Annotated in this window: 12 protein-coding genes; 10 read left to right on the forward strand and 2 right to left on the reverse strand. The window is 27.7% G+C overall.

The genetic code is table 11. The features are described from left to right. The first annotated feature begins 1 nt into the window (after position 1). Positions 2-1114 (forward strand): ABC transporter substrate-binding protein, encoded by a 1113-nt coding sequence (locus INR60_RS15915; protein WP_194192482.1) that lies wholly within the window; start codon positions 2-4, stop codon positions 1112-1114. Here the strand turns inward: INR60_RS15915 and INR60_RS15920 are convergent. After that, on the reverse strand, positions 1107-2240 hold the full coding sequence (locus tag INR60_RS15920; protein ID WP_194192483.1) for a glycosyltransferase family 4 protein: 1134 nt from the start codon (positions 2238-2240) through the stop codon (positions 1107-1109). The two genes, INR60_RS15915 and INR60_RS15920, sit on opposite strands and share 8 nt — an antisense overlap. 119 nt (positions 2241-2359) lie before the next feature. On the opposite strand from INR60_RS15920, the gene INR60_RS15925 reads away from it, so the two are divergent. From INR60_RS15925 to INR60_RS15935, 3 genes are read left to right on the forward strand one after another with little or no spacing between them, the layout of a single operon-like run. Continuing rightward, positions 2360-3346 (forward strand): CotS family spore coat protein, encoded by a 987-nt coding sequence (locus INR60_RS15925; RefSeq protein ID WP_194192484.1) that lies wholly within the window; start codon positions 2360-2362, stop codon positions 3344-3346. Between the two features lie 47 nt (positions 3347-3393). Beyond that, entirely contained in the window at positions 3394-4053 is a 660-nt protein-coding gene (locus INR60_RS15930) for a hypothetical protein (RefSeq protein WP_194192485.1), read from the forward strand. Between the two features lie 8 nt (positions 4054-4061). Continuing rightward, complete coding sequence (locus INR60_RS15935; protein WP_194192486.1) at positions 4062-5105, forward strand: CotS family spore coat protein; 1044 nt, start codon at positions 4062-4064, stop codon at positions 5103-5105. A gap of 33 nt (positions 5106-5138) precedes the next feature. On the opposite strand, the gene INR60_RS15940 is transcribed toward INR60_RS15935, so the two are convergent. Further along, positions 5139-6263 carry a glycosyltransferase family 4 protein gene (locus INR60_RS15940; RefSeq protein WP_194192487.1) on the reverse strand — a complete coding sequence of 375 codons (1125 nt, stop codon included), beginning with the start codon at positions 6261-6263 and terminating at the stop codon, positions 5139-5141. A gap of 108 nt (positions 6264-6371) precedes the next feature. Between INR60_RS15940 and INR60_RS15945 the strand changes: the two genes are divergently transcribed. The 6 genes from INR60_RS15945 to cphA all read left to right on the forward strand — a co-directional run bounded on the left by INR60_RS15945 (position 6372) and on the right by cphA (position 14397). Then, positions 6372-7370, forward strand: coding sequence for a CotS family spore coat protein (locus INR60_RS15945; protein ID WP_194192488.1), 999 nt, complete (start codon positions 6372-6374; stop codon positions 7368-7370). A gap of 116 nt (positions 7371-7486) precedes the next feature. Further along, positions 7487-8377, forward strand: a complete 891-nt coding sequence (gene yabG / locus INR60_RS15950) for a sporulation peptidase YabG (protein ID WP_194192489.1) — start codon at positions 7487-7489, stop codon at positions 8375-8377. Positions 8378-8577: 200 nt separating this feature from the next. Further along, positions 8578-8814, forward strand: a complete 237-nt coding sequence (locus INR60_RS15955) for a Veg family protein (protein ID WP_194192490.1) — start codon at positions 8578-8580, stop codon at positions 8812-8814. A gap of 376 nt (positions 8815-9190) precedes the next feature. After that, complete coding sequence (locus INR60_RS15960) at positions 9191-10756, forward strand: DUF3794 and LysM peptidoglycan-binding domain-containing protein (protein WP_194192491.1); 1566 nt, start codon at positions 9191-9193, stop codon at positions 10754-10756. Between the two features lie 199 nt (positions 10757-10955). Further along, the gene (locus INR60_RS15965) at positions 10956-11780 is read left to right on the forward strand and encodes a cyanophycinase (protein ID WP_194192492.1); all 825 of its coding nucleotides are present in this window, start codon (positions 10956-10958) and stop codon (positions 11778-11780) included. Then, positions 11767-14397 carry a cyanophycin synthetase gene (cphA, locus tag INR60_RS15970; RefSeq protein WP_194192493.1) on the forward strand — a complete coding sequence of 877 codons (2631 nt, stop codon included), beginning with the start codon at positions 11767-11769 and terminating at the stop codon, positions 14395-14397. Before INR60_RS15965 ends, cphA begins: the two co-directional genes overlap by 14 nt. Positions 14398-14503: the final 106 nt, after the last annotated feature.

Here is a 14503-nt window from a genome sequence, read left to right on the forward strand (position 1 = left end):
TATGAGATTAAAATTAAAGGTCGTAATTACTATAATAGTATCTATAATAATTGGACTTCTTATTATATTTTTCTTTGATAAATATAATAAAAACACTTTATCTGGAGAACTTAATATTTTAGTAAATGATTCGAATTATGAATATATAAATAGCGTATCTGAAAAGTTTATGAAAGAAAATCCGAAGGTAAATATTAAGATAAATTCAATTAAGGATTCTAATTATGATAAAGAGTTAGAAAAAGATATATCAAAAGGAAAAACTAATGATATATCCTTAGCTTACAGTGAAAAGATAGATGAATTTTTAAAAGAAAAAGTTGATCTTTTAGATTTTTCAGATGTAATTAAAACCTACAAAATGAATTTTTCAAAAAGGTCTCTTCAAGGAGTTTATAAAGAAAACTCATATAAAGGGGTTCCTTTTGAGGCTTATCCATTAGCTTTATATCTAAGAGAAGATTTACTAAAAGAATATGGTTACTCGTTTGAAGATATAAAAACTTGGGATGAAATTATAGATATGGGGAAATATATCTACAAAAAAAGTTATGGTAAGGTAAAAGCTTTAAATGCTACAGGAAGTGATTATAAGTATCTAGAGATTTTAGTTTTTATGCAAAACTTAGAGAAGACTAACGATTTTAAAAAAGCAAAAGAAGATTCTAATAAATTTCTAGAAAAGCTAAAAAAAGATAATATTTTAAGCTTGAATGAAGAAACTGGATTTGTAGGTAGGATAAATTCTGTAGATGTAATAAACGAAATTGAAGGTTTAAGTGTTAAGTGCATGTGGACTGCAAATTCTGCACCTTCAAAAGAAATTTCAGGAAATAGATTTTTTGTTAGAAATGGATATAATCTTATAGCTTTTAATAAAGATTATAAAAAGAATAATTTAGCTAAAGAATTCATTATCTATTTAACTAACGATACAGAAGATTCTTTAAAGTATACTTTAAAAGGAGATATTTTCTCAAGCTATATATATACTTACAGAAACTCTGAGATAGAAAAAGAAGTTAAAAATTTCTATAAAAAGAGCCCTTTCGTAATATTAAGTAATATATTAGAAAAGGCTCCAGAATTAAAAGAAATAAAAGAAACTAAATAATATCTAAACTCTTATATATTTCATTATAAGATGAGATAGTTTTATTTGCAGTTTGCCTCCAAGAAAATTGGAGGCTTCTTTTATATCCTTTTTCAGCTATATCTAGTCTTAAACTTTCATTTTCAACTATCTCAAAAATACTACTAGAAAGACTTAATATATCGGAAGGTTCAATCAATATAGAAGAATCTTCTGTAACTTCTGGAATAGATGTAACGTTTGAAGTTATAACGGCAGTTTTACAGCTCATAGCTTCAAGAGGTGGTAAGCCAAAGCCTTCATAATATGAAGGGTATACAAAAGCAGTAGCACCACTATAAAGAGTAGGTAAGACCGTATCTTCTATATATCCAGTAAAGATAATATCATCTATATTAAGAGATTCTACATATTTAAATAAGTTTAAGCCATCATCTTTTAAAGAGCCTACTATTAAAAGTTTCATCTTTTTACTAAAGCTACCTTTAGCTTTTAAAAAGGCATCTATAAGGCCCTTTACATTTTTTCTAGAACTAAACCCGCCAACATATAAAAGATATGAAGTATCAAAATTAAACTTGTTTTGAATTATCTTTAGGCTTGCATCTTTAGGTAAAGGCTTATAAATTTCAGAGGTAGCTAAAGGAGTTACGAATATTTTATCCTCAGGATACCCTTTAAAAAACCTTAAGATATCTCTTTTAGAAAATTCAGAAACAGTAAGTATTCCAGAAGAATTTTCTATTATATTTGGCATGTCTCTAAGAAAGCGTTTTAAATAACTAGGACCTACAGTTTGAGGCATTATATATGGAATTAAATCATGGATAGTAACTACATAATTTAAATTTTCGTATCCAAAGGGAAGTCCCATTCCATTTTGAGGTATGTGATATAAATCTATATCTTTAGAATTTAGTATCTCAGGTATATAAATATTTTCAAAAAATCTTCCATGTTTTCCAGATGACATAATAAAATCAGGATTTAAATTATTAAATTCTTCAATCATTTCACCTGTCCAAATTAAAGTATATTTATTATTCTTATCAAGGGTAAGTACTTCTTTTACTAGATTTTTAGTATAAGTGCCTATACCTGTTCCGCTGTGTAAATTAATACTTCTTGAATCAATTCCTATTTTCATAAAGCACTCCTTATAATATCTATAATATAAAATATTAAAGGTATTTAAATTTGTGATACAAAATCACAAAAATTATATAAATTCATATAATAAAAAGGAGAGATGCTAGGAGGTTTCTTATGGAAAATTTTAAGATAAAAAATATTATAGAGGATAATTATAATATAAAAGTAAACTCAGTAGAAAAAGTTAAAAATACTTATAAGATAAATGGTTTTGAGGGATACTGCTTAAAAGTTGTAAAGTATGATTTCCCTCATTTTTATTTTATCTATAGCGTTATAAGTCATATAGCTAATAATAATGGAAGAGTATTAGATTTTATAAAAACTAAATCTAGCAAGGATTATATAAGATTTAGCGAAGGCTATGCTTATTTAACTCCATGGATCGAAAGTAGAAGTGCTAATTTTAATGACTTAGATGAAGTTAAAAACATATCTAAAGAGATAGCGTATCTTCATAAGGCTAGTGAAGGGTTTGTTATTAAACCAGCTATGAGGCCTAGAGTTAATTGGTTCTCTTGGATAAATGTATTTAAAACTAGAAAAGAAGAAATTTTAGATTTTGAAAAGAGGATAAATCAAAAAATTTCAAAAGATTATTTTGATAATCTTTATTTAGATAATATAGATAGAGAATTATATTTAGCTGACCTCTCTATAGATGATTTAGAAAAGTCTAAGTATAAAGAAGTTATGAGTGAAGATTTAATGAGGCTTTGTGTTTGTCATCATGATTTAGCGGATCATAATATTTTATTAGATAAAGATGAAAATGTAACTTTTATAGATTTTGATTATTGTATATTAGATAGTTATTTGCACGATTTAAGTTCATTTTTAGTAAGGGTTTTAAGGGTTAATAATTGGGATGAAAAAATAGCATATGAAATAATCAATTCATATAGTGAAATAAACTCTATAGATACAGAAAAATTAAATGTTATGAAGGGCTTTATAAGATATCCTCAAGGTTTTTGGCAGTTAGGGCTTCAAGCTTATTGGGAAAGGCAACCTTGGGAAAGTGAAAAGTTTAATAAAAGGTTAGAGAAATATATTATTGAAAGTAAATATAGAGAAAAGTTTATAGAAAAGTTTTATTAAATGAAGGGGTGGTTCATATTAATGATTGTTTATTAAATAGTTTTTTAATGGAAAATAATATTGAATTAACAGGAAACTATTTTGGAGTTTCCAATGTACAAGATGAAGAAAAATTACTTAATCACATTGATTTAATAGTAGAGGTACAGAGGATTTTTATGAAATACCACACTTTAAAAGATGATTCAGTTTTAAATGAGATAGGAAGAGAAAATTCAAAGCTTGAGATTATAGGAAGAAGGCTTACAAATAAATACTCTAATATAAAAGATCATAATATAGAAAAAGCTTTAATAAATAAGTTCAACGATACTATAAATAAATTAAAAGATAGAAAGTTTAAAGATTTAGTTAGAAGAGGAAACTTAAGAGATGAGGTTTGTATATCAAAGTTAGATTTAACAAACCTTAGAGTAGTACATGAGATAGAGATAGGAAAAATAAAAAGAATGAGTTTCAACTTAATAGAAGAAGATTTTATAAATTATATGAGAAAAGTTAAAAAAGTTAAAGACTTTTATTTTGTTGAAAAGTGCATAGATAAATATATAGAAAAGGCTAAATTAAACGATATAAGCAAAGAATATATAATTTTAAAATTAAGCCTTCAAGATGATTGTATTAAGTATTTAGATAAAAATGAAACTTTTGATATAAGCTTTGATTATTTACTTAAAATTATGAGTAGGGATGATTTAAGTTTTTAGGAGGAAAGATGAATAGAGTTAGATATGCAGAAAAAAAATATCTTTGTAAATATGATTTAAGTAAAGACTTTTTTGATTCTTTAGGAATCTGTCCTTTAGATATAACACCTCTTAGAAAAGTATATCTTATAAACACAAAAGATGGGAAAAAGATTTTGAAGAAAGTTGATTATGATAAAAATAAGATCAACTTTATAAATAAAAGCTTAGAGTATATAAATAAAACATTTGAAAATACTATAAAATTTCAAAGTATACAAGGAAAACCTTATTTAAGATGGAAAGATGAAAACTATATACTTATGGATGTTTTAGAAGGTAGGGAGGCTACTATAAACAATATATTAGACGTAGAGCTTTGTATGAAAGCTTTAGATAAGCTTCATAAAGCTTCAGAAAAAATAGTATTTAGCCTTGAAGAAGATGATGTAAAGATTTTTAAAGGTGATAATTTAATTTATAAGTTTGAAGAAATAGAAAATGATTTAGTAAGTATAAAGGATTGGGTTATAAAAAGTCATTATAAAAATGAGTTTGATAATTTATTTCTAGAACTTAGCGATTCTTTAATAGAAGATGTAAAAAGAGCTAAAGAGATGATTTGGGTAAGTAATTATGAAAAACTTATAAATGATAAAGAAAAATTAATTTTATCTCATAATGATTTAGCACACCACAATTTTTTAATCAAAGGTGAAGAGGTAAGTATTATAGATTTTGATTACTCAAATATAGATTTAAGAGCTTTAGATGTTTCAGATTTCATCTTAAAATGGATAAAAAATAATGTGTTTGATATAGTAAAAGCTAAAGCCGCCTTAGAAGCTTATGAAGGAGATAACCCTTTATCAGAAGATGAATATAAAATAATATATATAAATTTAAGTTACTCTAAAGATTTATATTCTATAATAAAATCTTATTACCATAAAGAAAAAGAATGGGATTACAATGTATTTTTAAATAGACTTTTAGTAAAAATTGAAAATGATAAATACAGAAGAGAGTTTTTAGTTCAATTTAAAGAATATTTGATTCATAAATTAAAATAAAAAGATGATGGCTTTTGTCATCATCTTTTATAGTTAATTATTTAAAATTATATCTTTATAAGCGGCTATAGTATCTAAGGAAGTCTTTTCAAAAGAAAATTCTTGACTTCTACTTAAAGATTTTTTAACTAAAGTTAGCATAAGGAAACTATCATCTAAAACTCTGCAGATAGCAGAACTTAATGCTTCTGTATCATAAGGATTAACTAAAAATGCAGAATCTTTACAAACTTCGGGAAGAGAAGTTATATTAGATGCAATAACAGGTGCTCCACAAGCCATAGCTTCAAGAGGAGGGAGACCGAAACCTTCATAAAAAGAAGGATAAACTAGCATTTCAGTTGCATTATAAAAAAGAGGTAGATCGTAAAGTTCTACAAATCCTGTAAAAACTACATCATTTGAAACCCCAAGTTCTATAGCTCTATTTAAATACTTTTCATAGGATAAGCCTTTTTTACCTACTATAACTAATTTTAAGTTTTGTCTTTTATAATATGGTATTAACGAAAAGGCTTCAATTAAGCCTAATATATTTTTTCTTGGACTAAACCCTCCAACATATAATATAAACTTAGATTCTATACCGTATTTTTCTTTTATTATCTTTTGGCATTTACATTTACTCATAGGTCTATATATATCTTCAGATGCTAGGTGAGTTACATATATTTTTTCTTTTGGGATATTATATCCTTCTGCTATATCATTTTTAGAGAATTCTGATACGGTTATAATTCCATCGCAGTTATTAAGGATGTTTGGCATTTCATCATTAAAAATACGTAGATACCTATCACTAACTGTGTGTGGCATTTTTAGTGGAATTATATCGTGCAAAGTAATAGCTTTTTTACATTCTATATTAGTTGAGAGACCTACACCGTTTTGAGGAACGTGATATAGTTCCATGTTGTTGTTAGAAAGAAGATTAGGAACTCTAACTTCATCCCAAAAGTTTTCAAAAGATTTAGAATCAACGTTTTGAATCTTAAAGTTTTTATTTAAGTTTTGTAAATCAGAATTTAAAGGCGTGAAAATTAAGTAATCATTTATCCTATCTACTTTATTAAGATTATTTATAAGTTGATACGTATAAGTTCCTATACCAGTTCCGCGATACCATTTAGCAGCTCTTCCATCTATCCCGATTTTCATATTTATATCCTCTCAAACATTAATCTTTATATATTATATTAAGATATATCTAAAAATGTTAATAAAAGTGGAGTAGATGACATATAGATATATAGGGGGTGAGGAAATATGATGAGAGAGTTTGAAATAGAAAGACAATTTAACTTAGAAATCGAAAATATAAAGCCAAGCAAAGGTGTGTATTGCCTTAAAAGTAAAGATGGGCTTAGATGTCTTAAAAAGATAAATTATGGACCTCAAAAATTATTGTTTGTTTACGGTGCAAAGGAACACTTAATTAAAAATGGATTTAAGAGTGTTGATAAGTACTATTTAAATATAGATGGTGAGCCATATGCATTAGTAAACGAGGATCTTTATACACTTTCAGAGTGGCTTGAAGGAAGAGAATGTGATTTTCATAACCTAGAAGATGTGAAACTTGCTTCTAAGACTTTAGCAAAATTACATGAGGCATCAAAAGGATACGATCCACCTGAAAATTCAAAACTTAAAAGTGATTTAGGTAGGTGGCCAAATCTTATGAAAAAGAGAGTAAAATCTTTAGATAAAATGAGAGATATGTCTAGAAAGAAGACAAATAAAAGTGAATTTGATTTAATTTATATTAAGTCTATGGAATTTTATAAAGAGATGGGTAAAATAGCACATAAGACATTAGAAGAATCTAACTATAATGAACTTTGTGACATAGCAGAAAAAGACAAGAGTTTTTGTCACCATGATTATACTTATCACAATATAATAATTGATAAAGAAGACAACGTAAATATAATTGATTTTGATTATAGTAAAAGAGAGATAAGAGCGTTTGATGTATCAAATTTTATGATAAAAGTTTTAAAAAGGGTAGACTGGAATTTTGATTATGCAAAAGGAATATTAGATTCATATAACGAAGTTTCACCTTTAAGAGATGATGAGTATAAAGTTTTACTTGCATACCTTCAATTTCCACAAAGATATTGGAGACTTGCAAACAGGTATTATTATAATGAAGTTAATTGGGGCCAAAATACATTTTCTAAAAAGCTACAAAATATCATAGATGAAAAGGATAAATATCTAGACTTTTTAGAAGTATTTAGAAAAGAGTATAATTTATAAAAAGACATCTTTTAAGATGTCTTTTTAATATGTTTGAAATTTTAGGTTTATAAAATCACAGAAAATATTATTTAGTCATATTTATATATGAAGAAGTAATTTGTAAGGAATAAAAAATGGAAATCGGGGATATAGTAGTCAGAAAGTCTTATGATAAAGATATTACATTTAAGATTATAGATATAAAGGATGGAAAAGACGGTCCTGTATATATATTAAAAGGAATAAATATAAGAATAATTGCAGATTCAAAAAGAAGTGATTTAGAAGAAGTAGAAGAGGATTATAGCGGAGAGCAAGATAAAATATTAAATAAAAAGGTTGATAGCGCTATTAAAAAAGCTATGAGTGATAGAAATATAGGAATGAGAAAAAGCAATGATGGAAACATTAAAATAGGAACAAAAGTAAAAAAAAATAATGTGAATAATAATGAGATGTTTTTTGGAAGACCTGGAAGGATACTTCATGTAGATGGAGATAAAGAATACTTAGATACATGCCTTAAAGTATATAAACAGCTTTCTTTAGATGCAGTTGGAAGGGCTGTTTCTGAAAGCGAGCAGCCTTCTGTTATTATTGATTTAGTTAAAGAGATAAAACCTGACATTGTAGTTTTAACTGGTCACGATAGCGTATATAAAGGGGTAGATGACTACTTAGACCTAGGAAGCTATAGAAACTCTAAATACTATATAGATTCAGTTAAAGCCCTTAGAGAATACAACTCTAGTTATGATGAACTTGTTATTTTTGCTGGAGCTTGTCAAAGCTGTTATGAAGGTATATTAGATGCTGGAGCTAATTTTGCATCATCTCCAAGTCGCGTTTTGATACATTGTTTAGATCCTGTATTTGTTTGTGAAAAAATAGCATACACAAAAATCGACGAAGTAGTTTCTATTAAAGATGTTATAGAAAATACTATAACCGGCTTAAAGGGGGTTGGGGGCTTACAAACTAGAGGAAAGTATAGAGAAGGCTACCCTAAATCTCCATATATTTAGTTGAAAAAGTTGTCTTAATATTATATCTTTTATTTTAAATGATTTAACATGTATAAATAAATCAAAATTGCACAAAATAATATAGTAATAATATTAGAAAATATGTTGACTTTATGATGTGTAAGTGATAAAATTAAAATTTTATTTGACTTCACTTGTAAAAAATGGTATAATCTAAAATAGAAAGAGGGGTGTTTTACGTGGAAAATATTAGAACAATTGCCTCGATAAAAAGAAGCATTGAGGGCCACTTAGGAGAAAAGGTGACTCTGAAAGCTAATGGAGGAAGAAAAAAGATTCTGGTTAATGACGGAGTTATAGAAAGTGTATACCCTAGCATTTTCGTTATTAGATTAGAAAACGACACCCAAAGAACCGTGACATATAGTTACTCAGATGTATTAACACAGACAGTACAATTGGATTTTCCAAGATAGTAAAAAAAGCTAGCGTTAATTCTTAGGAATTAATACTAGCTTTTTTTATATATATAAACTATAAAATAATTTTAGATAAAAAAAAGAAAGATGGTGGGTTTCCATCTTTCAACTATGGTATAAAAGGGTATTGAGAATTTATGAGAGGTTATATGGTCAATAACCAATTACTATATTACGACATAAAGGTACCCTTGTCAACAAAATTTATTAAAAAATATTAAAAAAAATTATGAAAACATTTACTAAATTATGTATATTACAAATTATGTAAACAAACTGTCGATAAGTTAATAAATTTTATTAAAAAAACAGTCATACTTTCTAACTATTAAGTATATAAATGATAGTAGGTATTTTATGGGAGGGTAATAAAATGGAAAAAATAGATGTAATAAAAGAAAATGTACAATTAGAACAACTAGCAGACGAAAACAAGGAATCAGAAATGATAAATGAAGAATATTTAATTCCAGATACACATCCGGATGTATACGAAGTTCTTATGGTTGAAGCAAAGCCAATAGTTTTATCTAAGGATATGTCAGGAAGTAAATTAAATGTTGAAGGAAGAATAGACTACAATGTACTTTACTTAGCAAGAGAAGAAAGTATGGTTGTTTGTTCTGTGAATTATTCTCAGAAGTTTTCAAACCAAATAGAGTTAGAAGAAGCTGAACATAAAACAGTCTGTGAAGTAGATTGCAGAGTAGAACATATTGAAGCAAAAATAATAAATGAAAGGAAAGTTGCAATTAATGGCATACTTAACTTGAATTTTGAGATTTACAAAGGAAAAGAAGTTCAAATGATAAAAGATATTGAATGTGAAGAAGGGGTTGAAGTACTTAAAAAATCAGAAGTTATAAATAAAACAGATTTAAATGACACTTTAGATATAGTTGGAAAATCTGTTTTAAGAGTAAGTATGGACAAACCACAAGTATCTAGAATATTAAAATCAGAGATTATATTACAAAAGAAAGAAATAAAACTTGGTGAAGACAAAGCTTATTGCGGATGTTATTCTAAAATCCGTATATTATATTGTGGAAGTGAAGGAAAAGAAGTTCATTATTTAGAAGATAGTGTATATATATCTAAAGAGTTAATGATACCAGAAATGAAGCAAGATATTACAATTGCGGCAGACTTTGATCTAGTAAGTAAAGATATAAATGTTGAAGAAGATGATTTAGGGGAAGCTAGAATAGTTAATATTGAGTTTATGGCAGAATGCAAAGTAAAAGTATTTTCAAAAGAAAATATAGATGTAATTATGGATGCTTATTCGCCTAAAGTTCCAGTTCAAATCGAAAAAGAAGAAGTTGAAATGGGAATGCTTCATGGGGTATATAATTCAGATACAGTAGTAAAAGATAATATTTATATAAAAGAAGATGATATGAAGCCAGAGTATATAGTTGCAGCATCAGGAAATATAATAGTTACAGACAAACAAGTATCTAAAGATAAATTAAATATAGAAGGATATATAAAGGTTTGTGCAGTTTATAAAACTAGTGATGAAGAAAAGTATTTGTCTAAGGTTGAGGGAGATATTCCGTTTGGTGCTACTATAGAAGCTAAAGATGCTGATGAGAAGATGAAAGTTTTAGCTAAAGCATGTTTAGAAGATTTAGAATTAGGGGTAGAAGCTAACACTATAGCTGTAAAAGCTAATGTTGTTATGAATTGCAAAGTATTATATAACGTTAAAAAAGAACTAGTAAGTGATATAAAAGAAGTTGAAGGTGAAGAGTTAAAGAAAAAAGCAAGCCTGACTATATATGTTATAGGAAAAGGTGATACTCTTTGGAATTTAGCTAAAAAGTATATGACTACTATGTCTGAAATAATGGAACTTAATGAAATGGAAGATGGAGAAAAGTTAGTTTCTGGAGATAAAATACTTATTCCAGGAAGAGCTATTTCAAAATAGAATTATAAATAGGCTGCCTAAGGGCAGCTTTTTTATTTATTCAAATTATAAAATTAAAGTTAGTATAAATTGAATATAAAAAATTAAATTGAAGAAAATATCTATAGAGAATAATAGAAATCCTTTTGATTAGACAAATTTTTGAATATATTAAGCAAATTTGGAAATAATAAATAACGCATGAATTGAGGTGGCTATTTTGGAAGGATTACAGAAGCATAAACTAGTAATTATAGGAGGAGCCGAGGATAAGAAAGGTAGAAAGGTCATTTTAAAAGATGTTTGTAATTTAATAGATAAAGAAAAAGATGAACTTTTAGTGGTTACTGTAGCTTCAGAAGTTCAGGGGTTAGTGTCTAGCGATTATAAAAAAGTTTTTGAAGAAATAGGTGTAAAAAACTTAAGGTTTTTAAATATGGAATTTAGAGAAGAAGCTTATAAAGAAGAAAATATAAAAAAAGTTAAAAACGCAAAGCTTATATTCTTCACAGGAGGAGACCAACTTAGAGTAACTTCTTTGATAGGAGGAAGTCCTATAGAGGAAGAACTTAATAATTCTAAAGATAAAGTTATAGTAGGAACTTCAGCTGGAGCCTCTGTTATGAGTAGCACGATGATTTTAAGTGGAGATGATGAAGAAGCGCCAAGTAAGAAGACTGTTAGTATGTCAGCTGGACTTGGACTTTTAACAGGGGTAATAATAGATCAGCATTTTTCTCAAAGAGGTAGGATAGGAAGGCTTATATCGGCTATAAGTGAAAATCCTAGCACTTTAGGGATAGGGATTGACGAAAATACAGCTATTATAGTTAGTAGAGAAAAAAAAATCAAAGCAATAGGTGAGGGCGCTGTTTACATAATAGACGGAAAGGATATTACTTACTCGAACGTTTGGGAAGAAGAGAAAAGTAGAACTTTCAGTATATTTAATATTAAATTACATTTATTAAACAAAGGGGACGTTTTTGACCTTGAAAAAAGGATACCTTTTGAGGAGGAAGTAATTAAAAATGAAGATAACTAGCAAAAAAATATTTAAAGGAAGAAATATATATTCTCACAAAAAATGCATAAGAATTGATGTGGATTTAGAAGGGTATGCAGAAATTCCTAGTAAAGATATTGAAAGCTTTAACGAAAAATTATTAAAATATGTGCCTGAACTTTATAGTCACAGATGTGGTATAGATGTAGAAGGTGGGTTTGTAATAAGGCTAAAAGAAGGAACTTACCTAACTCACATATGCGAACATACTATAATAGCATTACAAAATAAGCTAGGGATTGAGGTTTCTTACGGAAAAGCTAGAGAGGTAGAAGGAGAACATTATTATCTAGTATTTCAATACATCTACGAAAGAACAGCTTTAAAAATAGCTGAATTAAGTGTGAAATTAATAAATTCTCTTATAAGAAAAGAAGAGTTAGATTTTAATTATGAGATAGATTCTATAAAGAAAATACTAGATAAAGAAATTATAGGTCCTAGTACGAGCGCTATAAAAAAAGCTGCAGAAAGCTATGGGCTTCCTGTTTTTGAAATAGGTAACTCCGGTTATTATCAAATAGGCTATGGAAGACAAAAAAGGCTTATAGAAGCTACTATAAGTTCTAAAACTAGTTGTCTAAGTGCAGATATTGCCTGTGATAAAGCTCTAACAAAAACACTTCTTTTAAGTCAAAACATACCTGTTGCAAATGGTATAAAAGTATTTAATAAAGAAGAGTTACTAAAAGAAGCGGAATATATAGGTTATCCTTTAGTTTTAAAACCTCAATTTGGTAACCAAGGCAATGGGATAATCCTTAATATAAAAAATAAAAGAGAATTACTTCAAAGTTACAACAGAATAAAAAAAGACTATAAAGATATAATTTTAGAAAGGTATCTTATAGGAAATGATTATAGGGTATGTGTAGTAAACGGAGAAGTCGTAGCTGCATCAAAGAGAATACCGCCTTATATAATAGGTAATGGAATAAGTTCTGTAAAAGAACTTATAGAAGAAGTAAACAAAGATAAAAGGCGTGGTGAAGATCACGAAAAACCTTTAACCAAAATTAAAATAGATAAAGAATTATTAAAAGAGTTAAAGAATGTAGGACTTTCTTTAGAGAGCGTTATAAAAACAAGCGAGTCTGTAATTTTAAGAAGAAATGCTAATATCTCAACGGGGGGAGTTGCAGTTGATTGCACTGAAGAAATTTGTGATGAAAATAAAGAGATTTGCAAAAGAGCAGCAAAAATTATAGGGCTTGATATTTGCGGTATAGATATAACAACTAAAGATATAAGTAAGCCGCTAGATAACGAAAGCGCAATAATAGAAGTTAATGCAGCACCTGGAATCAGAATGCACCACCACCCAAGTATCGGAGAAAGTAGAGACGTTGGTGATAGCATAATTAATTATCTATATGACGGGGACCCTAAAAACATCCCTATTATTTCAGTTACTGGAACTAACGGAAAAACAACAACAACCAGACTTATAGCACATACCTACAAAATGATGGGATTAAACGTTGGGATGACATCTACAGAGGGAATTTTTATAAATGATGAATGTATAGATGTAGGTGACGATACTGGTTTTGAAAGTGCAATGAGTATTCTTTTAAATGGAGAAGTTGATGTAGCTGTATTAGAAACAGCGAGAGGTGGGATACTTAAAAAGGGTTTAGCTTATGACATAGCAGATGTAGGAGTTTTAACAAATATAACAGAAGATCATTTAGGAATTGGCGGGATTGATACTTTAGAGGAATTAAGTTTTGTAAAGTCACTTGTTTTAGAAGCTGTTAAAGAAGAGGGGTACTCTGTGATTAATGCAGATGATTTATGGAGCACTAAAATAATAGATAGAATTAAAAGTAAAAAAATATACTTTTCAAAAGATAAAGATAATACTTTGATTAAAGAAAATATTTCAAAAGGTGAAATAGCAGTATCTATAGACGGTGATAGTATTTGTGTTTGGAACAACTTCAAAAAATATAAAGTTTTGAATATTAAAGATATTCCTATAACGTTAGATGGAAAGTTATCTTTTAATATTGAGAATTCATTAGGAGCTTGTGCAGCTTTAGTTGGAATGGGTGTAGATTACTGTATGATAGCTAAAGGATTTCAAAGTTTCTACTTAGACTCTAAGCACAATAAAGGAAGATTTAATATATACGAAGTAAATGGAAGAAGCATAATTTTAGATTACGGACACAATATTGAAGGATACAGAGCTATCTTCGATTCTTTAAAAAACACTAAATACAAAAAAATAATAGGTGTAGTTGGTGTTCCTGGAGATAGAAGTGATGAGAGTTTAATTAGAGTAGCTAACCTTTGCAGTGAATTTTTAGATAATATAATAATAAAAGAAGATTTAGATAGAAGAGGAAGAGAAAAGGGCGAAGTTGCAAAGATAATAAAATCAGGAATAGCTTTAGATAAATTAAATAAAACTAAAATAATATTAGATGAATTAGAAGCTATGGAATATGCTTATGGTATAAGCGAAGAAGGTGATACTATTATTTGCTTCTTTGAAGAGTTTGAAAGGTTAGAAGCTTTAATTAAAAAAATTAAAGTAGAGTCTTTAAATACTTTAAATAAAAACAATATAGAAAAGTGGAACGAATAAAAGGGTTGCTAAAGCAGCCCTTTTAAATTTTAATAAATAATAGTGAAAAAATAAATTAATAGGTTATAATATATATAAAACAAAGAAAGAATGAATTCGGGAAGGG

Origin of the sequence: Clostridium chrysemydis (assembly GCF_015234215.1) — a bacterium.
Lineage (GTDB): Bacteria > Bacillota > Clostridia > Clostridiales > Clostridiaceae > Clostridium > Clostridium chrysemydis.

What these genes read in the sequence shown, in the direction of transcription:
- INR60_RS15920 (WP_194192483.1), bottom strand. Translation starts at nt 2,240, where the DNA reads ATGAAAATAGGAATTGATTCAAGAAGTATTAATTTACACAGCGGAACA.
- INR60_RS15945 (WP_194192488.1), top strand. Translation starts at nt 6,372, where the DNA reads ATGATGAGAGAGTTTGAAATAGAAAGACAATTTAACTTAGAAATCGAA.
- INR60_RS15915 (WP_194192482.1), top strand. Translation starts at nt 2, where the DNA reads ATGAGATTAAAATTAAAGGTCGTAATTACTATAATAGTATCTATAATA.
- INR60_RS15940 (WP_194192487.1), bottom strand. Translation starts at nt 6,263, where the DNA reads ATGAAAATCGGGATAGATGGAAGAGCTGCTAAATGGTATCGCGGAACT.
- cphA (WP_194192493.1), top strand. Translation starts at nt 11,767, where the DNA reads ATGAAGATAACTAGCAAAAAAATATTTAAAGGAAGAAATATATATTCT.
- INR60_RS15925 (WP_194192484.1), top strand. Translation starts at nt 2,360, where the DNA reads ATGGAAAATTTTAAGATAAAAAATATTATAGAGGATAATTATAATATA.
- INR60_RS15930 (WP_194192485.1), top strand. Translation starts at nt 3,394, where the DNA reads ATGGAAAATAATATTGAATTAACAGGAAACTATTTTGGAGTTTCCAAT.
- yabG (WP_194192489.1), top strand. Translation starts at nt 7,487, where the DNA reads ATGGAAATCGGGGATATAGTAGTCAGAAAGTCTTATGATAAAGATATT.
- INR60_RS15935 (WP_194192486.1), top strand. Translation starts at nt 4,062, where the DNA reads ATGAATAGAGTTAGATATGCAGAAAAAAAATATCTTTGTAAATATGAT.
- INR60_RS15960 (WP_194192491.1), top strand. Translation starts at nt 9,191, where the DNA reads ATGGAAAAAATAGATGTAATAAAAGAAAATGTACAATTAGAACAACTA.